Source organism: Roseovarius tolerans, from assembly GCF_900109855.1.
GTDB lineage: Bacteria > Pseudomonadota > Alphaproteobacteria > Rhodobacterales > Rhodobacteraceae > Roseovarius > Roseovarius tolerans.
In genome coordinates this window covers 216,349-237,901 of sequence record NZ_FOBO01000001.1, presented here as the reverse complement: position 1 = coordinate 237,901, position 21,553 = coordinate 216,349, and the positions used below count along the sequence as shown (strand labels likewise).

The 21,553-nt window shown below is 63.7% G+C and carries 22 protein-coding genes; 15 read left to right on the top strand and 7 right to left on the bottom strand.

Annotation, left to right across the window (positions count from 1 at the left end):
* Positions 1-183: 183 nt before the first annotated feature.
* Complete coding sequence (locus tag BMX04_RS01205) at positions 184-480, top strand: DUF6477 family protein (protein ID WP_074784522.1); 297 nt, start codon at positions 184-186, stop codon at positions 478-480.
* 21 nt (positions 481-501) lie between these two features.
* Here the strand turns inward: BMX04_RS01205 and BMX04_RS01200 are convergent, their stop codons facing one another.
* Positions 502-2,049, bottom strand: a complete 1,548-nt coding sequence (locus BMX04_RS01200; RefSeq protein WP_074784519.1) for a trimethylamine methyltransferase family protein — start codon at positions 2,047-2,049, stop codon at positions 502-504.
* 322 nt (positions 2,050-2,371) lie between these two features.
* Here BMX04_RS01200 and BMX04_RS01195 point away from each other — a divergent pair, with 322 nt between their 5' ends.
* From BMX04_RS01195 to BMX04_RS01140, 13 genes are all read left to right on the top strand, one after another.
* A complete protein-coding gene (locus tag BMX04_RS01195; RefSeq protein ID WP_083398041.1) occupies positions 2,372-3,361 on the top strand; it encodes an OmpP1/FadL family transporter in 990 nt (329 codons plus the stop codon).
* Positions 3,362-3,414: 53 nt separating this feature from the next.
* Positions 3,415-3,633 carry a hypothetical protein gene (locus tag BMX04_RS19285; protein WP_083398040.1) on the top strand — a complete coding sequence of 73 codons (219 nt, stop codon included), beginning with the start codon at positions 3,415-3,417 and terminating at the stop codon, positions 3,631-3,633.
* A gap of 60 nt (positions 3,634-3,693) precedes the next feature.
* Positions 3,694-5,265, top strand: coding sequence for a glutamine-hydrolyzing GMP synthase (gene guaA, locus BMX04_RS01190; protein WP_074784516.1), 1,572 nt, complete (start codon positions 3,694-3,696; stop codon positions 5,263-5,265).
* Entirely contained in the window at positions 5,256-5,528 is a 273-nt protein-coding gene (locus tag BMX04_RS01185) for a putative quinol monooxygenase (protein WP_074784513.1), read from the top strand. Before guaA ends, BMX04_RS01185 begins: the two co-directional genes overlap by 10 nt.
* A complete protein-coding gene (locus tag BMX04_RS01180) occupies positions 5,525-6,421 on the top strand; it encodes a DMT family transporter (protein ID WP_074784510.1) in 897 nt (298 codons plus the stop codon). Before BMX04_RS01185 ends, BMX04_RS01180 begins: the two co-directional genes overlap by 4 nt.
* A gap of 136 nt (positions 6,422-6,557) precedes the next feature.
* Positions 6,558-7,673 (top strand): outer membrane protein transport protein, encoded by a 1,116-nt coding sequence (locus BMX04_RS01175; RefSeq protein WP_074784507.1) that lies wholly within the window; start codon positions 6,558-6,560, stop codon positions 7,671-7,673.
* A gap of 113 nt (positions 7,674-7,786) precedes the next feature.
* Entirely contained in the window at positions 7,787-8,659 is an 873-nt protein-coding gene (locus BMX04_RS01170; protein ID WP_074784504.1) for an ATPase, read from the top strand.
* Positions 8,660-8,685: 26 nt separating this feature from the next.
* The gene (metA, locus tag BMX04_RS01165) at positions 8,686-9,609 is read left to right on the top strand and encodes a homoserine O-acetyltransferase MetA (RefSeq protein WP_074784501.1); all 924 of its coding nucleotides are present in this window, start codon (positions 8,686-8,688) and stop codon (positions 9,607-9,609) included.
* 25 nt (positions 9,610-9,634) lie between these two features.
* The gene (locus tag BMX04_RS01160) at positions 9,635-10,573 is read left to right on the top strand and encodes an alpha/beta fold hydrolase (RefSeq protein WP_074784499.1); all 939 of its coding nucleotides are present in this window, start codon (positions 9,635-9,637) and stop codon (positions 10,571-10,573) included.
* 37 nt (positions 10,574-10,610) lie between these two features.
* Entirely contained in the window at positions 10,611-11,480 is an 870-nt protein-coding gene (gene ppk2 / locus BMX04_RS01155; protein ID WP_074784496.1) for a polyphosphate kinase 2, read from the top strand.
* Positions 11,473-12,090 carry a TetR/AcrR family transcriptional regulator gene (locus BMX04_RS01150; RefSeq protein ID WP_074784493.1) on the top strand — a complete coding sequence of 206 codons (618 nt, stop codon included), beginning with the start codon at positions 11,473-11,475 and terminating at the stop codon, positions 12,088-12,090. The genes ppk2 and BMX04_RS01150 overlap by 8 nt, the downstream gene beginning before the upstream one ends.
* Positions 12,091-12,178: 88 nt before the next feature.
* The gene (locus BMX04_RS01145) at positions 12,179-12,532 is read left to right on the top strand and encodes a DUF2852 domain-containing protein (protein ID WP_074784490.1); all 354 of its coding nucleotides are present in this window, start codon (positions 12,179-12,181) and stop codon (positions 12,530-12,532) included.
* A gap of 249 nt (positions 12,533-12,781) precedes the next feature.
* Positions 12,782-14,320: a trimethylamine methyltransferase family protein gene (locus tag BMX04_RS01140; RefSeq protein ID WP_074784487.1), complete on the top strand. Its 1,539-nt coding sequence runs from the start codon at positions 12,782-12,784 to the stop codon at positions 14,318-14,320.
* Between the two features lie 274 nt (positions 14,321-14,594).
* Here BMX04_RS01140 and ychF read toward each other — a convergent pair whose 3' ends face one another.
* On the bottom strand, positions 14,595-15,692 hold the full coding sequence (gene ychF, locus BMX04_RS01135) for a redox-regulated ATPase YchF (RefSeq protein WP_074784484.1): 1,098 nt from the start codon (positions 15,690-15,692) through the stop codon (positions 14,595-14,597).
* Between the two features lie 127 nt (positions 15,693-15,819).
* On the opposite strand from ychF, the gene trpA reads away from it, so the two are divergent.
* Positions 15,820-16,611, top strand: a complete 792-nt coding sequence (gene trpA / locus BMX04_RS01130) for a tryptophan synthase subunit alpha (protein ID WP_074784481.1) — start codon at positions 15,820-15,822, stop codon at positions 16,609-16,611.
* A 56-nt stretch (positions 16,612-16,667) separates the two neighbouring features.
* Here trpA and BMX04_RS01125 read toward each other — a convergent pair whose 3' ends face one another.
* Genes BMX04_RS01125 through purC form a run of 5 tightly spaced genes read right to left on the bottom strand, consistent with a single transcriptional unit; the run spans position 16,668 to position 21,497 of the window.
* Complete coding sequence (locus tag BMX04_RS01125) at positions 16,668-18,002, bottom strand: sigma-54-dependent transcriptional regulator (RefSeq protein WP_074784478.1); 1,335 nt, start codon at positions 18,000-18,002, stop codon at positions 16,668-16,670.
* 5 nt (positions 18,003-18,007) lie between these two features.
* Complete coding sequence (locus tag BMX04_RS01120; RefSeq protein ID WP_074784475.1) at positions 18,008-19,768, bottom strand: sensor histidine kinase; 1,761 nt, start codon at positions 19,766-19,768, stop codon at positions 18,008-18,010.
* A 45-nt stretch (positions 19,769-19,813) separates the two neighbouring features.
* Positions 19,814-20,482: a phosphoribosylformylglycinamidine synthase subunit PurQ gene (gene purQ / locus BMX04_RS01115; RefSeq protein WP_074784472.1), complete on the bottom strand. Its 669-nt coding sequence runs from the start codon at positions 20,480-20,482 to the stop codon at positions 19,814-19,816.
* Complete coding sequence (gene purS / locus BMX04_RS01110) at positions 20,482-20,721, bottom strand: phosphoribosylformylglycinamidine synthase subunit PurS (RefSeq protein ID WP_074784469.1); 240 nt, start codon at positions 20,719-20,721, stop codon at positions 20,482-20,484. The genes purQ and purS overlap by 1 nt, the downstream gene beginning before the upstream one ends.
* Before the next feature lie 14 nt (positions 20,722-20,735).
* Positions 20,736-21,497 carry a phosphoribosylaminoimidazolesuccinocarboxamide synthase gene (gene purC, locus BMX04_RS01105; RefSeq protein WP_050661779.1) on the bottom strand — a complete coding sequence of 254 codons (762 nt, stop codon included), beginning with the start codon at positions 21,495-21,497 and terminating at the stop codon, positions 20,736-20,738.
* Between the last annotated feature and the right edge of the window lie 56 nt (positions 21,498-21,553).

Sequence of the window (21,553 nt, the reverse complement as noted above, 5' to 3'; positions counted from 1 at the left end):
ACAGAGTTATCCACAACTTAGGCGTGCAAAGATTACCGGTTCGTTAACTGTTTCCAGAAAATCAACCTTCGTTGACAAAGGGTAAACAATTTCAATGCCCTGCGTGCGCAGAACCGGGCGCAGAGGCAACGGCGCTCAAAACCGTGCAAGGACTGGCCTCACACAACCGAAAGGAGTTTCGTGATGCAGGATGTTCTGAGCGCTCTCAATGGCTTGCGCCGTACGCCCCTGCTGATCCGCGCGGCGCGGATCGGGGTTTGCGATTATAACCGCGCGGTGCATCTGCCGCGTCATCTGGGTCCTGCAGCGCTTCCGCGCGCGGCCGAGGCGCTTGTCCGGCTGATGGAGATCGAGGCCGCGCAAGAGCGCGACCGCACCGCGCGCGCCGCCGGATACCGCGCGGCGCGCCATGTCGATGTGCTGATCGCGATGATGGGCGAGGCGCGGCACCTGCGCGCGCCACAGACCGCGCCCGCCTGAGCGGACGCGGCGCGGGTCAGCTCAACTGAACGCGTCGGGCATTTCTGATTTGCGCTTGGCCACATAGGCGGTAAGCGCCTCGTGAATGCCCGGATCGAGCGCGGGCTGCTGATAGTCGTTCAGCAGCTTCTTGTACCGCGCATTTGCAAGGGTCATGGTGTCGCGCGCGCCCTCTTCCGACCACGTCTCGTAAGGCTTGTAGTCAAGCAGATCCGAGCGCCAGAACGCGGTCTTGAAATTCGCCTGGGTATGCGCGCAGCCCAGGTAATGCGCGCCGGGGCCCACTTCGCGGATCGCGTCCATCGCCTGGCCGTTCTCGTCCATGTAGACGCCTTTTGCCAGGTGATGCAGCGTGCCCAGCTGATCGGCATCCATCACGAATTTCTCGAACGAGGCGACCAGACCGCCCTCCATCCAGCCGCAGGAATGCAGCATGAAGTTCACGCCAGCCAGAAGACCGACATTAAGGCTGTTGGCGGTCTCGTAGGCGGCCTGCGCATCAGGCAGCTTGGAGCCGTTGAACGACCCCGCCGAACGATAGGGCAGCCCCAGACGCCGCGCCAGTTGCCCCGCGCCATAGGTGATATGCGCGGCCTCGGGCGTGCCAAAAGTGGGCGCACCGGAGTTCATGTCGATCGAGGTCACGAACGCCCCAAAGATCATCGGCGCGCCGGGGCGGATCAGCTGCGAATAGGCGATCCCCGCCATCACCTCGACCAGAACCTGAGTCAGCGTCCCCGCCACCGTCGTCGGGGCCATCGCACCGCCCACGATGAAGGGCGACAGGATGCAGGCCTGATTGTTCTTCGCGTAGACCTCCAATGATCCCATCATCACGTCATCGAAGGTCATCGGCGAGTTGACGTTGATCAGCGAGGTCATGACCGTGTTCTGCTGCACGAACTCCTCGCCAAAGAGGATACCGCACATGTCGACACTGTCCTGCGCGCGGCTTGGTTCCGTCACCGAGCCCATGAACGGCTTGTCCGACAGCGTCATATGCGCCAGCAGCATGTCCAGATGGCGCTTGTTCACCGGCACGTCGGTCGGCTCGCACACGGTGCCGCCCGAATGGTGCAACCACTTGGACATGTAGCCCAGCTTCACGAAATTCCGGAAATCCTCGATCGTCGCGTAGCGGCGCCCGTTCTCCATGTCATGCACGAAGGGCGGGCCGTAAACCGGGGCCAGCACAAGGGATTTGCCGCCGATCTCGACCGTGCGTTCGGGGTTGCGGGCGTGCTGCGTGATCCGCGACGGCGCGGTCGCCATCAGCTTGCGTGCCAGACCACGCGGCAGGCGCACCCGCTCGCCCGTCACCTCTGCCCCGGCCTCGCGCCAGCGCTCCAGCGCGGCGGAGTTTTCCACGAAATTCACGCCGATCTCTTCGAGAATCGTCTCGGCATTGGCCTCGATGATATCGAGCGCCTCTTCGGTCAGGATCTCGAAATTCGGAATGTTGCGCTCGATATAGCGCGCGGTCTCGACGCTGACGGCGGTGCGTTCCGCGCGGCGTGCGGCCCCGCCGCCGCCCCGGGACCGTCTGCTGCGCTCTGCTGCTTCTGCCATGGATGCACCCTTTGATTGCGTGGTTTCTGAGTCGCCTTTTCGCCCGCAGTCGGGCAGGCATTTGCGTCGTTTTAACGTCTCAGGCCGCAGGGACAGGCGCGGATTCCGTCGCATGGGGGGTAAAAGCGACATGACCCGGCCGCACACCCCACGACACCCGCGCCGGGGCCACACGCAAAAGTGAACGCACTTTTACATTCCAAAAACCTAATGTGTGAGTCTCAAGGCCCGGGTTGCACCGCAAAACGCCACCAACTCTGGCGCGGGCCATGTAAAGCTGACAGAGGCGGGTGCACCGCTCGAAACGTAAAGGGACAAGGGTATGATCACGGCTTTCACGCGCGGCATCGCGACCTGCGCACTCCTCGGGGCCAGCCTGCTGGCCGCTCCGGCGCAGGCCACCAACGGCTATTTCGCCAACGGCTATGGCGGACAATCCAAGGGCATGGCAGGTGCCGGTGTCGCGGTGCCAACGGGCGTTCTGGGCATGGCGCAAAACCCCGCCACCGGCGTCAAGGTCGGCAACAGCGCCGGGTTCTGCCTGACCACCTTCGCCCCCAATCGCGACGTGCGCATTCAGCCCGGCGGCCCCCTGACCCCCGGCACCTATTCGAGCCACAACGACGTCTTCGTCATCCCCTGCGGCGGGGCCAACTGGGCGCTGGATGACCGCTCGTCCCTGGGGCTGTTCGTCTTCGCCAATGGCGGCATGAACACCGAGTTCGACACCAATTTCTTCGCCGGTCTCGGGGCCGGGTCCTCGCCCGTGGGCGTCAACCTCGAACAGGCCTTCATCACCGTCAACTACGCCCGCCAGGTCAGCGACCGCCTGACCCTCGGCATCTCGCCCATTCTCGCCGTGCAACGCTTCAAGGCGCAAGGGCTACAGGCCTTTTCCGGCCTCTCGGTCGCCCCCAATGATGTCACCAATCGCGGCCATGACTGGTCCACCGGCTTCGGCCTCAACCTCGGCCTGCTCTTCGAGGCCAGCCCCGAATGGACGCTCGGCGCGGCCTATCGAAACAAGATCCAGATGTCCGAATTCAGCCGCTACAAGGGCCTCTTTGCCGATGGCGGCGAATTCGACATCCCCGCCATGCTCACCCTCGGCGCGGCCTACACCCCCGCGCCGCCCCCGACTGGACCATCACCGCCTAGTATCAGCGCATCTATTTCGGTTCCGTCGATGCCATCGCCAATTCCAGCGCCCCGCCGGGCGGCCCACTGGGTGGCGCAAACGGCGTCGGCTTCGGCTGGCAGAATGTCGATGTCTGGCGGCTCGCCGCGATCTGGTGCAAATCCGATCAACTGACCCTGCGCAGCGGCGTCAGCTACTCGACCGAGTTCATCGGCAATTCCGGCGACGTGGTGATCAACACCATCGCCCCCGCGACCCGGCAATGGCACCTCTCGGCGGGCGGCACCTACCGGATCAACGACCGCTGGGCCTTCACCTTTTCCTACACGCACGCCTTCTCCAACAGCTTCTCGGGCAACAACCCGGCACTGACCGGCGCCCCGCAAGACGTGCGCATCCGCATGAAGCAGCACGAGATCGCGACCGGGCTCAGCTATCGCTGGTAACACCGCCCCGCGCGCCGCTTTCTCTTGCGCAGATGCGGCGCGCGTTCTACTAGGCAGCGCATGAGCCAGATATCCCATGACCGCCTCCTGATCATCGACTTCGGAAGCCAGGTGACGCAGCTGATCGCCCGCCGCCTGCGCGAGTTGAACGTCTATTGCGAAATCCACCCCTATCAGAACGTGACCGACGCGCTCCTGAAAGAGATAGCCCCCCGCGCGATCATCTTTTCCGGTGGCCCCGACAGCGTGACCCGCGACGGCAGCCCGCGCCCGCCGCAGGCCGCCTATGACCTCGGCGTGCCGATCTTGGGTATCTGCTACGGCCAGCAGGTCATGATGCAGGATCTGGGCGGCAAGGTCGAGGCAGGCGAACACGCCACAGCCGAGTTTGGCCGCGCCTATGTCACCCCCTCGGGGCTGCAAAGCGAATTGATCGAGGGCTGGTTCGCGGATGACGCGGGCCGCGCACAGGTTTGGATGAGCCACGGCGACCATGTCTCTGAAATCGCACCGGGATTCGAGGTTCTGGGCACCTCTCCGGGCGCGCCTTTCGCAATGACTGCCGACCGCGCGCGCCGCTACTACGCGGTGCAGTTTCACCCCGAGGTGCACCACACCCCCGACGGCAAACGGCTCTACGAGAATTTCGTGAAACTCGCGGGGTTTAAGGGCGACTGGACCATGGGCGCCTACCGCGAAGAGGCGATTGCCAAGATCCGCGCGCAGGTGGGCGACAGCCCGGTCATTTGCGGCCTCTCCGGCGGCGTCGATTCCTCGGTCGCGGCGGTGCTGCTGCACGAGGCGATCGGCGATCAACTCACCTGCGTGTTCGTCGATCACGGCCTCCTGCGCCAGAACGAGGCGGTCGAAGTCGTCTCGATGTTCCGCGACCACTACAATATTCCGCTGATCCATGCCGATGAATCAGAGCTGTTTTTGGGTGAGCTTGACGGCGTAAGCGACCCGGAAACCAAGAGAAAAATCATCGGGCGCCTGTTCATCGACGTGTTCCAGAAACACGCCAACGAGATCGAGGGCGCGGAATTCCTCGCCCAGGGCACGCTCTACCCCGACGTGATCGAAAGCGTCAGCTTCTCGGGCGGCCCCTCGGTCACGATCAAGTCGCATCACAATGTCGGCGGCCTGCCCGAAAAGATGGGCCTGAAACTGGTCGAACCGCTGCGCGAACTCTTCAAGGACGAGGTCCGCGCATTGGGCCGCGAGTTGGGCCTGCCCGCCAGCTTCATCGGCCGCCACCCCTTCCCCGGCCCCGGCCTCGCCATCCGCTGCCCCGGCGAGATCACCCGCGAAAAGCTGGAGATCCTGCGCAAGGCCGACGCGGTCTATATCGACCAGATTCGCAAGCACGGGCTCTACGACGAGATCTGGCAGGCCTTCGTCGCCATCCTGCCGGTGCGTACCGTGGGCGTGATGGGCGACGGGCGCACCTATGATTTCGCCTGCGCCCTGCGCGCGGTGACCTCCGTCGATGGCATGACCGCGGATTACTACCCGTTCAACCACGATTTCCTCGGAGAGACTGCGACCCGCATCATCAACGAGGTCAAGGGCATCAACCGCGTCACCTACGACATCACCTCGAAACCGCCGGGCACCATCGAATGGGAGTGATCCGGCTCACCGGCACGCTCACTTGCGCGCCCGAGGAGGTGGCAGCGGTGCGCACCGCCCTGCCCGAGCATATCCGCCTCAGCCGCGCCGAGCCGGGCTGCATCGCGTTCGACGTGACCGAGACCGCACCGGGCGTCTTCACCATCGCCGAGCGGTTCTCAGACCGCGCCGCCTTTGACGCCCATCAGACCCGCACCCGCGCAAGCGCGTGGTGGCAGGCCACCGGCCATATGCCACGCGAGTTCACAACGGCCGAGGAATGACCCTCACCGTCACCCCGCCAAGCACCGATCCGCGCGCCGTGCTGCGCGCCGGGCTCTGGATGCTGGGCGCGGTGGTCTCGTTCTCCTCGATGGCCGTCGCGGGCCGCGCGGTCAGTTTCGAGCTCGATACGTTCGAGATCATGATGTATCGCAGCATCGTCGGCTTTGTCCTCGTGATCTGCGTGGCCCGCCTCACCGGCCATGCCCGCAGCATCACCACCCGCTCGCCCGGCCTGCATCTTATCCGCAACCTCAGCCATTTCACCGGCCAGAACCTGTGGTTCTACGCCATCACCATGATCCCGCTGGCGCAGGTCTTCGCGCTGGAATTCACCTCACCGCTCTGGGTACTGGTGCTCTCGCCGCTGATCCTGGGCGAGCGGTTGACCCGCGTGCGCGCGCTCGCCGCCGTGATCGGCTTCACCGGCATCCTGATCGTCGCGCGCCCCTCGCCCGACACGATCAACGCGGGCACCCTGGCCGCTGCCGCCGCCGCCATCGGCTTTGCCGGCTCGATCCTCGCCACCAAGCGCCTCACGCGCACCGAGACGCTGACCTGCATCCTCTTCTGGATGACGCTCACGCAGATTGTCTTCGGCCTGATATGCGCCGGGATCGACGGCGATATCGCCCTGCCCTCACGCGCATCGGCCCCGTGGCTGATCGTGATCGGCTGCGCCGGGCTGATGGCGCATGTGTGCCTCACCACCGCGCTTTCCATCGCGCCCGCCACCGTGATCACGCCGGTCGATTTCCTGCGCCTGCCGCTGATCGCCGTGATCGGGCTCATGGTGTACGGCGAGGCGATAGATGCCTTCACCCTGATCGGCGCAGCCGTCATTTTCGGGGCGAATTACCTCAATCTCTGGCATGAGACACGAAAACGTTACTGATTTTACGCGGATTCTTGTAAATACTGTGTCCATCTCGCCACCGCCCAAATCCTGAGCATCCGTGACGCCGCGTCAAAGATTGACCGGCAATCGCGTAACGGTAATGTGACGCCAAGCACTCAGGAGGAGAGGGACAATGAAATTACAACTACTGTCAGCGAGCGTGCTCGCCGCGACCACGTCGATAGCCACCGCCGGCGAAATCGAACGCAGCGGTGATCCGTCAATGATCCTGTTCGAGAAAGGCAAGAACTACGTCGAGTTCTCAGCCGCGACCGTTGATCCATCCGTTTCGGGTACAGCGATTGGTCCGGCCACAGGTTTACCCGCCACTGGTAACATACAAAAGCGCTACCAGTCTTTCGCAGGCGGCTACAAATATGACGTCAACGAAAAGGTCTCGCTTGCCTTCGTCATTGACGAACCGGTAGGTGCCTCAGTGAATTACCAAGGTCCCGCGGCCCTTGCCGGCGCGTTCTTCGGCACATCGAACGCCGAGGTGAACTCAATCGCCTATACTGGGTTGGCCAGGTACAAGGCCACGGAACGTTTCAGCGTCTACGGCGGTCTACGATACATCGGCCTGTCGGGCAATATTTTCGTGCAGTCGCCCGGCACAGCCCCGGCTGGGGCTGGCCCAGGAACGCCCTATTCGCTTACCGTGAACAAGGATTTTCAGCTGGGCTACTTGCTCGGGGCTGCCTATGAAATTTCCGACATCGCACTGCGCGTTGCCCTAACCTACGAGTCCAAGACCGAGCACGACTTCAAGGACAACACGGGAGCTGGTTTCAAGGTCGAACTTCCGCAGGCCGTCACCCTGCACGCGCAATCGGGCATCGCCACTGACACCCTGCTTTTCGGCTCGGTAAGATGGCGCGAATGGAGGGAGTTTTCGGTCCAGCCAGGAGACTTTTTGTCGTTTTCAACCGGTGCACCTGTGAACGCCCCGATTGCCAGCGGCCCCAGCAATATCTGGACCTATGAGCTGGGCATCGGTCGCCGGTTCAATGAGAACTGGAGCGGCGCGTTCATCCTTGGCTACGAAAAGGACGAAGGCGATCTCGTTGGCAACCTATCCGGCAAGGACGGTTACATCAGCTATGGTCTGGCCGCAACCTACGAGACCGAAGCGTGGGAAGTAACCGCCGGTATCAGGTATTTCGACATCGGCGATGCGAACTCAAACGTGACGGCCTTCTCGGACAGCGACGCCATCGCATTCGGGACCAAGGTGGCCTTCCGCTTCTGAACCTCGGTGCAAACCTCCTGCAGGCCCCGCCGCTCACCCGGCGGGGCTTTTTCATGTTTGCATTTGACGCCCCCGCGCGGTCTTTGTAGCACCATGACCAAAGGGGACAGGCGATGATCTATCAGACGGCGCAGGACTGGCGTGACGCGACGCATAAACGGGTGCTGTTCTACGGCATGTCGGGCCTGGGCAAGACCCATGTCTCCAACCTGCTGCGCGATCAGGGCGGGTGGTTCCACTACTCCATCGACTACCGCATCGGCACCCGCTACATGGGCGAGTTGATTGTCGACAACGCCAAGGCGCACGCCATGCAGGTGCCCTTCCTGCGCGACCTGCTGCTGTCGGATTCGATCTATATCGGCTCCAACATCACCTTTCACAACCTCGCCCCGGTCTCGACCTACCTCGGCAAACCCGGCGACCCGGCAAAGGGCGGCATGCCCATCGACGACTACCGCCGCCGACAGGAACAGTTCCGTCAGGCCGAGATCAACGCACTGATGGATACCGGCTATTTCATCGAGCGCGCCAAGCGGCTCTATGGCTATCCGAATTTCATCTGCGATACCGGCGGGTCGATCTGCGAATGGGTGGATGGCGACAATCCGGATGATCCACTGCTCTCGGAACTCGCCCGCCACTGCCTGCTGATCTATATCGAAGGCACCGAGGCGCATACCGCGGAACTGATCCGCCGCTTTGACCGCGCGCCCAAACCGATGGCCTATCAGCCCGACTTCCTCGATGCTGCATGGAACGAATACTTGTTCGAAAACAAGTGCCAAGCAGACGAAGTTGATCCAGATAGTTTCATCCGCTGGACCTATGCCCGCGCCCTCGCACACCGCCTGCCGCGCTACGAGGCCATGGTCAAATGGGGCATTTCAGTCAGCGCCGACGAGGTAGCCCAGGTCCGCAACGGTGCCGATTTCGATCACCTGATCGCGACCGCCCTTGAGCGCCGCACAGATACGCCTATCTGACGCCAATCAAGCAAGGACCCCGCCGCATGCCCATCAAGATGCCCGCCAATCTGCCCGCCTATGCCGTGCTCACGCGCGAGGGTGTGATGGTGATGGACCCGGATCAGGCGGCCCGGCAGGATATTCGCCCCCTGCGCATCGGTCTCCTGAACCTGATGCCCAAGAAGATCCAGACAGAAAACCAGTTCGCTCGGCTGATCGGGGCCACGCCCCTGCAGATCGAACTTGATCTGATCCGCATGTCCGAACACCAGACCAAGAACACCGCCGCCGAGCATATGGAAAGCTTTTATCGCCCCTTCGAGGAGGTCGCAGCCTCGGGCGACAAGTATGACGGGCTGATCATCACCGGCGCGCCGATCGAACATCTGGACTTCGACGCCGTCACCTATTGGGACGAGCTGGCCCGCGTGTTCGACTGGACCCAGACCCATGTGCATTCGACATTCGGCGTCTGCTGGGGCGGGATGGCGATGATCAACCATTTCCACGGCGTCAAAAAGCATATGCTGGATCACAAGGCCTTCGGCTGCTTCCGGCACCGCAACATGGACCCGGCCTCGCCCTATCTGCGCGGCTTCTCGGATGATTGCGTCATTCCCGTCAGCCGCTGGACCGAGATGAAGCGCGCCGAGATCGAGGCCGCGCCCGGCCTCTCGATCCTTCTCGACAGCGACGAGGTCGGCCCCTGTCTGGTCGAGGATACCGGCCGCCGCGCGCTCTATATCTTCAACCATTTCGAGTATGACAGCGACACGCTGAAACAGGAATATGACCGCGACGTCGCGAGCGGCACGCCGATCAACGTGCCGTGCAACTACTATCCGGGCGACGATCCCACGCGCCCGCCCTCGAACCGCTGGCGCAGCCACGCGCATCTTCTCTATGGCAACTGGATCAACCAGATTTACCAGACCACCCCGTTCGAGCAGATGAACATTGGCCATTAAATCACTGATATTAATTGCGATTGCCATGTTTGCCCTCTGGGGCTGCACGCAACATCGCGCGCGCCTCCACGAGGCAGGGGCCGAGGCCGCCTTCCCACCCGAGGGCCAGATCATCGAGGTGGACGGCCACCGCGTGCACGCCGTGGTGATGGGCCCCGATGACGGATCGGTGCCCGATCTGGTGCTCCTTCACGGGGCCTCCGGCAATACCCGCGACATGACCTTTGATCTCGCTCCGCGCCTCGCAGGCGATTACCGCGTCATCGTGCTCGACCGGCCGGGCCTCGGCTATACCGAGCGCATCAACCGCACCGGGGCCACGATCACCCAACAGGCCGCACTGCTGCAAAAGGCCGCCGCGCAGTTCGGCGCCGAGAACCCCATCGTGCTCGGCCACAGCTATGGCGGCGCGGTGGCCCTCGCCTGGGCGGTCACGCAGCCCGACCATATCGCCGCCCTCGTCGATGTGGCGGGTGCCGCCAAGCCGTGGGATACCGGGCTTTCCACCTATTACCGCGTGCTCTCGCACCCGCTGCTCGGCCCGCTGGTGATCCCGTTCATCACGGCTTACGTCGATGACGCCCGCGTCGAACAGGCGGTGTCAGAGATTTTCACCCCGCAAGCGCCCCCCGAGGGTTATCTCGCCCATATCGGCCCAGGCCTGACCTTGCGGCGGCACAGCATGCGCGCCAACGCCCTGCAACGCGCCAATCTGCTCGCCGAGATCGAGGCACTGCACCCCCGCTACGACGAGATCGAAATCCCGGTCGAGATCGTCCACGGCACCGCCGACACCACCGTCGGCCTCTCGATCCATTCCCGCCCCCTGGCCGATCAGGTCGAGGGCGCAAATCTCACCGCTCTCGACGGTATCGGCCACATGCCCCACCACGCCGCCCCCGATGCGGTCATCGCCGCCATTCACCGCGCCGCCACCCGCGCCGGATTGCGCCCACCCGAGTGAGCCGCCATACTGAGGCACCACAATAAAGAGGCCCGGCATGGAGCTCCCCTTTGACGGCGCGATCAGCGCCTTTTTCGAAAACGACGCCCCCCGCGAGGTGCGCGACGCCATCCGCCGCGCCGACAAGGGCGACGTGCTCGACCCCGGCTTCCCCTATTCCGAACGCATGGCCAAGAAGGTCTACGAGAAAGAGCTCGAGCAGCTTCAGATCGAACTGGTCAAACTCCAGCACTGGGCGCGCGAGACCGGCGCGCGCGTGGCCATCGTCTTCGAGGGGCGCGACGCGGCTGGCAAGGGCGGCACCATCAAGCGCTTCCGCGAGAACCTCAATCCGCGCGGCGCGCGCGTGGTGGCCCTGCCCAAACCCTCCGATACCGAGGCCACGCAATGGTATTTCCAACGCTATATCGACCACCTCCCCGCCGGGGGGCAGATCGTCTTCTATGACCGCAGCTGGTACAATCGCGGCGCGATCGAACATGTCTTCGGCTTCTGCACCGCGACCGAACGCGAATATTTCTTCCGCCAAGTACCCGATTTCGAGCGCATGCTGGTCGATGAGGGCATCCACCTCTTCAAATTCTGGCTCAACGTCGGCCGCGCCGAGCAGTTGCGCCGCTTTCTGGTGCGCGAACAAAGCCCTCTCAAACAGTGGAAACTCAGCCGCATCGACGTCGAAGGCCTGCCCCGATGGGAACAGTACAGCAACGCCATCGACGAAACCCTGACCCGCAGCCACAGCCTGCACGCCCCCTGGACCGTGATCCGCAGCGACGACAAGCGCCGCGCCCGGCTGGCCGCGATCCGGCACGTGCTCGGCAGCCTCGAATATACCCGCAAGGACCCCCGCGCCGTAGGCACCCACGACGCCACCATCGCAGGCGGGCCCGAGATCTGGAATGGCTAAGCAGGGCTATCACCACGGCAACCTGCGGCAGGCACTGGTCGAGGCGACGCTCGATCTCATCGCCGAGCGCGGGCCGCAGGGCTTTACCATGGCCGAGGCCGCCAAGCTGGCCGGCGTCTCGCCCGCCGCCCCCTACCGGCATTTCCCGGGCCGCGAGGCGCTGATCGCCGAGGCCGCCCGCCAGGGCTACGAGATTTTCGTCACCCGCATGGAGGCCGCCTTTGACGGCGGTCAGCCCAATCCGCTGGCGGCCTTCATGGCGACGGGCCGCGCCTATCTGGAGTTCGCCCGCAGCAATGCCGGGCATTACGTGGCGATGTTCGAATCCGGCCTGTCGGTGAACGACAGCCCCGAACTCGCCGATGCCGCCGGGCGGGCGCAGGCCATCCTGATCCGCTCCGCCGAGGCGCTCTCGGCCCACCTGCCGCCCGACCGCCGCCCCCCGGCGGCGATGTTCGCCGCCCATGTCTGGGCCATGAGCCACGGCGTCGTGGAACTCTTCGCGCGCGGCAATCCCGGGGCCCGCGCGCCCTTCCCGCCCGAAGAGCTTCTGGAATCGGGCATCGCGGTCTACCTGCGCGGCCTCGGCCTCATCCCCCCCGACAGTTGAAAAATTCCCACGCGGCCCCTTGCAAGAGCGCATGCCATTCCCATCTATGTAAATGTAAGTAACATTCACACCGTAAGAGGAACGCCATATGTCCACCATCGCCGCATGGCCCGCACGGGCCGAAACCTGGCTCGACCGGCAGGGCAAACCCGCCTGGATCATCGCCATGGTTCTGGGCTTCATCGTCTTCTGGCCGATCGGCCTCGCCCTCCTGGGCTACATGATCTGGAGCAATCGTATGTCCTGCAGCCGCACATCCACCCGTCTCACCCGCCACGCGCCGTCGGGCAAAAGCGCCTTTGACGCCTACAAGGCCGACACCCTGCGCCGTCTCGAAGAGGAACAGGAACAGTTCGACAGCTTCCTGCAACGCCTGCGCGACGCGCGCGACAAGGCGGAATTCGATCAGTTCATGGCAGAGCGCCGCGAAACCAACGCCTGACCAGATCGGGGCCTGTCCTGCACAGGCCCCGCTCCTGATGCGACATCGGGTCGGAAACGGAACAGACATACCCCCCCGAATCAGGTTCGCTGAACCTCTGAGGGGGGACAACGCGCATGCATCCACGCAGCAAGATCGCGCTGGTGATCCGCACGATTGGGGCGGTGCGTGGCCTCGCCGCGCGCGGACGACCGGGACAGGGCTGAGCCGACAGCGTTTTCCCTGATCTCCGAAAAGGTTCCCCAAATCATGACCCAGACCAAGACGCGTCGCGCCGGTGGCCGCGAGGCCCGTCGCACGGCCCGTGCCAACCCGCTCTCCGACGCCCTTCGCCCGATCCGCCCCGGACTTGAGGGCGGCACCTATTGCCCGCTATCCGAGGCGCAGATGCAGCGCATTCACGCAGCCGTGCTCGACGCGCTGGAACAGATCGGCCTGGCCGACGCGCCGCCCTCGGGCGTGGCCTACCTGACCGGTGCCGGTGCCATTCAGGGCGAAGACGGGCGTCTCCGGTTTCCGCGCGCCCTGATCGAAGACACCATCGCCCACGCCAACCGCAGCCTCACCCTGCATGGCCGCGAGGCGCGCCACGATCTCGACCTTTCGGGCCACCGCGTGCATTACGGCACGGCAGGTGCCGCGGTCAGCGTGGTCGAGGTTCATAGCCGCACCTATCGCGACAGCACCCTGCAAGACCTGCACGACGCCGCCCGCATCGTCGACCAATTGGACAACATCCACTTCCTGCAGCGCCCGATGGTCTGCCGCGACATCACCGACAACCGCGAGATGGACCTCAACACGCTCTCTGGCTGCTGCGCGGGCACCACGAAACATGTCGGCGTCTCCTTTACCGAACCGGGCTTCGTGCGCGACGCAATGGAGATGCTGCACCTGATCGCGGGCGGTGAGGACAAATGGCGCGACCGCCCCTTCGTCAGCAACTCCAACTGCTTCGTCGTCCCGCCGATGAAATTCGCCACCGAATCCTGCCTCGTGATGGAGGAATGCATTCGCGGCGGCATGCCCGTGCTGCTCCTGTCGGCCGGACAAGCCGGGGCCACCGCCCCCGCCCCCATCGCCGGGGCCATCGTGCAGGCCATGGCCGAATGCCTCGCCGGTCTGGTCTATGTCAACGCGGTCAGGCCCGGGCATCCGGCGATCTTCGGCACATGGCCCTTTGTCAGCGACCTGCGCACCGGCGCGATGTCGGGCGGATCGGGCGAACAGGCGCTGCTCTCTGCGGGCTGCGCGCAAATGCATAAATTCTACGGCCTGCCCGGCGGGGCGGCGGCAGGCATCGCCGATGCCAAGCTGCCCGACATGCAGGCCGGGTGGGAACAGGCGATGTCGAATGTCATGGCCGGGCTCTCGGGCCTCAACATGGTCTACGAGGCGGCGGGCATGCACGCCTCGCTCCTCGGCTTCTGCCTCGAGTCGCTCATCCTCGGCGATGACCTGATCGGTCAGGCCCTGCGCTGCACGCGCGGCATCGAGGTGGACGAGGACACGCTCAGCGTCGAGGTCATTCGCGCCGCCTGCATCGGCGGGCCGGGGCATTATCTGGGCTCCGCGCAAACCCTCGGCCGGATGCAGACCGATTACGTCTACCCCAGCCTCGCCAACCGCTTCTCGCCCAAGGAGTGGGACGAGTTGGGCAAGCCCGATCTGATCGAGAAGGCCACCGAGAAGAAGATGAAGATCCTGTCGCAACGCTCGGCGGCGCGGTTCGATCCGATCACCGACCGCGCCATTCGCGAGCGGTTCAGGATACATCTTCCGGCGTGAGGCATGGCACCCCGCGCGAAACGCACCGAAGGTGCCGCGCGATCGCCTGGCCGTCCCGCGGCCTGGCGATTTGGAATGGCGCACAACGTGTTGAGTTCAGGATGACTTGGCCGGGATAAAGTGCGGACATCCGCCGTTGCATCGCCAGTCCCCGGCCCTGCGATCACGCCGCACCTTCTGCGGGCCGTCGCATATTCGCTATAGCCCCATTCACCCCACCGACGCGATACCGACAGAATACCGACGTGATACAGACCGTCGAAATCGCCCCACTTCAGGTGTTGAACAAAAAGTGCAGAACGTCGCCATCCTTGACGACATAGGCCTTGCCCTCGGCCCGCATCTTGCCCGCATCCTTGGCCTTCTGCTCGCCCCCAAGGCTCACGAAATCCTCGTAAGCGATTGTTTCAGCGCGGATAAACCCCTTCTCGAAATCGCCGTGGATGACCCCCGCCGCCTTCGGCGCAGGCGTGCCGCTCTGAATGGTCCAGGCCCGCGCTTCCTTGGGCCCGACGGTGAAGTAGGTCTCCAGGTGCAAAAGCTCGTATCCGGCCCGGATCAACCGATCCAGCCCGGCCTCCTCCAGCCCCATTTCTTCAAGGAAAACAAAAGCGTCCTCTGGTTCAAGCTGACTGATCTCTTCCTCGATCTGGGCCGAAATCACCACGCTGCCCGCCCCCTCAGCGGCAGCCATCTCCGCCACCGCAGCGGAATGGGCATTGCCCTCAGCGGCGTTGCTTTCCTCGACATTGCAGACATAGAGCACCGGCTTTGAGGTCAGCAATTGCAGCATCTTCCACGCCTTGAGATCGTCGTCGTCAATCTCGACAGTGCGCGCGGGCTTACCCTCTTCCAGCACCGCCTGCGCGAGAGCGAGCAGCCGGTCCGCCTGCACCGCTTCCTTGTCGCCGCTCTTCAGCTTGCGCACAAGTCCGGCCCGTCTTTTCTCAATGGAATCAAGGTCCGCCAGCATCAACTCGGTCTCGATCACCTCAGCATCCGCCACCGGATCGACGCGCCCCTCGACATGGGTCACGTCGCCATCCTCGAAGCACCGCAGCACATGCGCGATGGCATCGACCTCGCGGATATTGGCCAGAAACTGATTGCCCAGCCCCTCGCCCTTTGAGGCACCTTTCACCAGCCCCGCGATATCGACAAAGGTCATCCGCGTCGGGATGATCTGCTTGGACCCTGCAATCGCCGCCAGCTTGTCAAGCCGGGCATCGGGCACCGCCACCTCGCCGACATTCGGCTCGATGGTGCAGAACGGAAAGTTCGCCGCCTGCGCGGCAGCGGTACGGGTGAGCGCGTTGAAGAGCGTGGATTTGCCGACATTGGGCAGGCCCACGATTCCCATTTTAAAGCCCATGACAGCCCCTTTCCTGCGGTGAATTGCGCGCATCTACGGGTTTGCACGGGGCAAGGTCAAGCCGGGCATTGATTTCCCCCGCGCTTTGCGCCAAACCCGCACGGACCCATTCGAAGGACAGGCCCGCATGACACGTATCGACGCGAAATTCGCAGAGCTGAAAGCCGCCGGTAAAAAGGCGTTCGTCTCCTACATCATGGCGGGCGATCCGGATTACCAGCGCTCGCTCGAGATCATGAAGGGCCTGCCGGAAGCGGGTGTCGATATCATCGAATTGGGCGTGCCCTTCACCGATCCGATGGCCGACGGGCCGACCATTCAACTGGCCGGTCAGCGCGCGCTCGCGGGCGGCATGACGCTGGAGAAAACCCTGCAGATGGCGCGCGAATTCCGCGAGGCGGACGACACTACACCGATCGTCCTGATGGGTTATTACAACCCGATCTACAATCGCGGCGTGGAGCGGTTTCTGACCGATGCCAAGGCCGCCGGAATCGACGGCCTGATCGTGGTCGACCTGCCCCCCGAGGAGGATGATGAGCTGTGCATTCCGGCGTCCAAGGCCGGGCTCAACTTCATCCGCCTCGCCACCCCCACCACCGATGACAAGCGCCTGCCCAAGGTGCTCGAGAACACCTCCGGTTTCGTCTACTACGTCTCGATTACCGGCATCACCGGGGCTGCGGCGGCTGAGGCGGCGGATGTGGCCCCCGAGGTGGCACGGATCAAAGTGCAGACTGATCTGCCGGTGATCGTGGGCTTTGGTATCCGCACGCCCGAAACAGCCCAGACCATCGCCAGCGTCGCCGATGGCTGCGTCGTGGGCTCGGCCATCGTGGGCGAGATCGCCAAGGGTGCGCCGGTCTCAGGCGTGCTCGACTTCGTGCGCGGTCTGGCCGAGGGTGCCCACAGGGCATGACGGGGGCCGTCTAGTCACACCTGCCAAAGCAACAGGTGCCGGTCAAACAGACCACCTCAGAGATAATCCGAGCGTTGCAGCGCGTATTTCGCCATCTTCTCGTTGAGGGTGCGGCGCGGCAGGCATAGCTCCTCCATCACCGCCGCGATGGAGCCCTTGTGGCGGCGCATAGTATTGTCGATCAGCATTCGTTCAAACGCCTCGACATATTCCTTGAGCGGCTTGCCTTCTGTGGTCATCACAGGCTGCATCTCGTCGTGATCGGACATCAGCAAGGAGGTCAGCGTGCCCGAGCCGCGCCGCGATTGCAGCACCGCGCGTTCGGCCACGTTGAACAGTTGGCGCACATTCCCGGGCCATGGCGCCTGCAAAAGCTGCGTCGCCTCCTGCGCCGAGATTTGCGGCGCATCGCAGCCGTAATCCTCGGCGAACTGATCCGAGAACGAGGTGAACAGCGTCAGGATATCCTCGCCGCGCTGGCGCAGCGGCGGCACGGTGATGCGCAGGCTGGCCAGCCGGTAAAACAGATCCGGGCGCAGCGCATCCTCGCAGGTGCGGCCCTCATCCTGCATGTTGGATATCGCGATAATCCGGGTTTCTGGCGGGGTGCCTTCGTCATTCACGAAGGTAAGCAGCCGCGCCTGCGCCGCCTCCGACAGCGCCTCGACATCCTCGAGCACAAGCGTGCCGCCACGCGCCTCCTCGACCGCTGGCAGGCGCGGGTCCTCGGGCTGCGCCGGGCCGAAAACCCGCGCCACAAGCGCCTCTTGCCCAAGCGCCGCACAGGAAACCGAGACGAACTTGCGCCCGGCCCGCGCCCCCACGGCATGCAGCGCATGCGCCACCAAAGTCTTGCCGGTGCCGGTCTCGCCCTCGATCAGCACATGGCCGTCAGCCTGGCCGAGATCGAGAATATCCTCGCGCAACCGCTCCATCGCACCGGAGGTCCCGATGAGTTTCTTCATCAACTGTCCGCCATCCGACAGATCACGCCGCAGCGCCCGCGAATCAAGCACCATGCGCCGCGCATTGGTGGCCTTCTTGGCGAGTTGCGTCATCCGGTCGGGGTTGAACGGCTTTTCCAGAAAATCGAACGCCCCGATGCGCATCGCCTCGACGGCCATAGGCACGTCACCATGCCCGGTGATCATGATGACCGGCAATGAGCTATCCGAGCCCATCAGCTTTTTAAGGAATTGCATGCCGTCCATGCCCGGCATCTTGATATCCGTCACTACGATGCCCGGATAGTCCGGCCCGAGCGCCTTGAGCGCCTCCTCGGCAGAGGGGAACGCCTCGGTATCGTATCCCGAGAGCGCCAGCCACTGGCTGATCGACTGGCGCATATCCTTTTCGTCGTCGACGATGGCGATTTTCATGGCTGCAGGCATGTAACTCACTCCGCTGCTCGGGTCTCTTCTGGCAATATGGGAAGCTGGACCTCGAATACAGCCCCCCCATCCGGTGCATTGCGCGCCACCAAACGCCCGCCTAGGTCGTTCACGATCCCCGAAGAAATGGCAAGCCCCAGACCGACACCGTCGCCGGGCTGCTTGGTGGTGTAGAAGGGCTCGAACAGGTTCTTGAAATCGCCGATCCCATGGCCGTTGTCGCGCACCGTCAGTACTGCCGTCTCACCCGCCGCGAGCAGGATATCGATGCCAGCATCGGGCACCGTCTCGGTGGCGTCGATGGCGTTGCGCAGAAGATTGATGATCACCTGCTCCACGCGCACGCGGTCGCCCATGATCATCACCGGCTGATCCGGAAGGGTGCGGGTGATGGTGATCTTGCGCTGGCGCAGTTGCGGCTCCATCATGGCAAGTGCCGAGGCCACCGCATCGCCCATGTTTACAGGGGAAAACGTGTCGCCCGACTGACGCGCATAGGATTTGAGCTGCTTGGTGATCGCGCCCATCCGCTCGATCAGGTCGTCGATCCGCTGGAACGAGGTTAACGCCTCGTCGGGCCGGTTGCGCGTCAGCAGCATGCGCGCGCCCGCGAGATAGGTTTTCATCGCCGCCAGCGGCTGATTGAGTTCGTGGCTCACGGCCGCCGACATCTCGCCCAGCACGGCAAGCTTGGAGCTCTGCTGGAGCGTCTGTTCGGCTTGGGCGAGGTTTTCCTGTACCCTCTGGCGTTCGGCGATTTCCCGCTGCAGACGTGCGTTCAATGCGCGAAGCTCCGCCGACTCGCGCTGAAAGAGCGCCACACGCAGCGCCGCCTTCCGGTTCAGGAAATAGAACGCGAGCGCCAGAAGAATCGCGAATCCCATGATTTCGAGCGCGAGATACCCGTTCACCTTGTCGCGCACGGCGGCATAGGTTGTGAAACTGGCGATGCGCCAGCCGCGAAACGCCACGCGCCCCTCGACCCGCATCACCGCCTCACCGCGCACATAGGCGTCGGCGGGCAGCGCGGTCCAGTCGGAGGTCGCCTGAATCGCGCGCTGGATGGCGCTGCTGGCCGGCTCCCGCGCGAGCGCCTCACCTTCCGTCAGCCCGCGCCAGCGGGGTTCGGTCGCAAGGATGATCCGGCCCTCGGAATCAGTGACCATCACCGCATCTGAGATACCCGCCCAAGCCCGTTCGTATTTGCGCAGATCGACCGCGACAACGATCACGCCAAGCACGCCATTCTGGGTGTCGATCCGGCGCGAATAGGTGAAGTTGTATTGCCCCGCCTCGTCCTGCAAGACCTTGAACACCGTATCGCGCGAGCGCAGCGCATCGACGTAATAGGCGGCCTGCTTATGGTTTTCGCCCAGCCGGTTGCGTTCGGTCGTGGCAACCGCGCGCCCGTCCTTGTCCAGAAGCATGAGCGAGGCGGCGCCGATCTCCTCGAGAAAGGAGAGCAGGCGCTGCGTGGACTGTGCATAATCCTGCGTGTTCAGCGCCGAAATCAGGGCGGGATCCCGCGCCAGCAGTTGCGGCACGATGGCGTTCTGCCGCAACTCCGATAGAAGGTTGCCGGAATACAGCACAAGGCGCAGTTCGGCGCGGTTGCGCGTGTTCTCGGTGAAACGGTCGGTGAGCAGGCGGTTTGTGGTGAACACCACCGCAACCGCAATCAGAAAAAGCCCGAAAAGCACCACCCGCGCGCGCCACGAAATGGCACGCGTGCGGGGTGTATTGTGTTTGGGCAGCGAGGTTCTCATTATCGCAGATTACGGCCAGAGGCCCCGGCCCTCAAGCGCCGTGGTTCAGGCGTCGGCAAGCTGTTGCACAAGCCCGGCAAACATCGCCGCCCCGTCGCTGCCGCCATGCAGCGGTTCGGCCATGCGTTCGGGATGCGGCATCATGCCGAGGACGCGGCGATTTTTCGACAGAATCCCCGCGATATCGCGGGCCGATCCGTTGGGGTTGCGCGCATAAGTAAAGGCAACCCGATCTTCGGCCTGAAGCCGGTCAAGCGTCGCCTCGTCGGCGAAATAATTGCCGTCATGGTGGGCAATGGGCACGGTGATGGTGCTGCCCGCCGTATAGCCTTGTATAAAGGCGCTCTGGTCGGTGGTGACATGAAGATCCACCGGCTTGCAGACATATTTCAGGCCTGCATTGCGCAGCAGCGCTCCCGGCAGGATGCCGGTTTCAGTCAGGATCTGAAAGCCGTTGCAGACCCCGAGAACATAGCCGCCCCTGTCGGCATGCGCCACGACCGCGCGGCAAATCGGCGAATTCGCGGCAATCGCGCCGCAGCGTAGGTAATCGCCGTAGGAAAAGCCGCCCGGCACGCCGATTATGTCGACGCCCTCGGGCATCGACGTGTCCTTGTGCCAGACCATCGAAACACGCGCTCCCGCACGCTCGAACGCCACGGCAAGGTCGCGGTCACAGTTGGAACCGGGAAAGACGATGACGGCAGCGTGCATCAGCCCAACTCCACCGAATAGCTCTCGATCACGGTATTCGCGAGCAGCTTCTCGCACATCTCGGTCACCACGGCCTCGGCCTTGGCGGCATCGGTCTCGGCCAGGTCGATCTCGATCACCTTGCCCTGCCGCACCCCTTGGACGCCCTCGAAACCGAGCGATCCGAGCGCATGGCGCACCGCCTCGCCCTGCGGGTCGAGAACGCCTGATTTGAGCATGACATGCACGCGTGCCTTCATGGGTCTGGTCCCTTTCAGTTGATCAGCGTCGGGCGGGTGATGGGAGCGTTCGACTTCGGCATCACGCCCAGACGGGTGGCGACCTCGGTATAGGCATCGGTGAGCGAGCCCAGATCACGGCGAAACACGTCCTTGTCGAGCTTCTGCCCAGTCTCGATATCCCACAAACGGCAGCTGTCGGGACTGATCTCATCGGCCACGATCAGGCGCTGGAAATCGCCGTCATAGACGCGGCCCACCTCGATCTTGAAGTCGACGAGCTTGATACCCACACCGAACATCACACCGGCCATGAAATCATTGACCCGCAGCGCAAGGCTGAGGATATCGTCCATGTCCTGCTGGCTGGCCCAGCCGAAGGCGGCGATATGTTCCTCGGTCACCAGCGGGTCACCCAGCTTGTCATCCTTGAGGCAGTATTCGACGATCGGGCGCGGCAGTTGCGTGCCTTCCTCGATGCCGAGGCGCTTGGCCATCGACCCGGCGGCATAGTTGCGCACGATCACCTCGAGCGGGATGATTTCAACCGCGCGCACCAGTTGTTCGCGCATGTTGATGCGCTTGATGAAATGCGTCGGCACACCGATATTGTTCAGCCCGGTCATGAAATATTCCGAGAGCATGTTGTTGAGCACGCCCTTGCCCTCGATGGTGGCCTTCTTCTCGGCGTTAAAGGCGGTGGCGTCATCCTTGAAATACTGGATGATGGTGCCCGGTTCGGGCCCTTCATAGAGCGTCTTGGCCTTGCCTTCGTAGATTTTCTTGCGCCGCGCCATGGGACCTCCGTCGCTAGCGGTAAAGCGGGGCGGAAACTGCCCCTTGCCGATGCGCT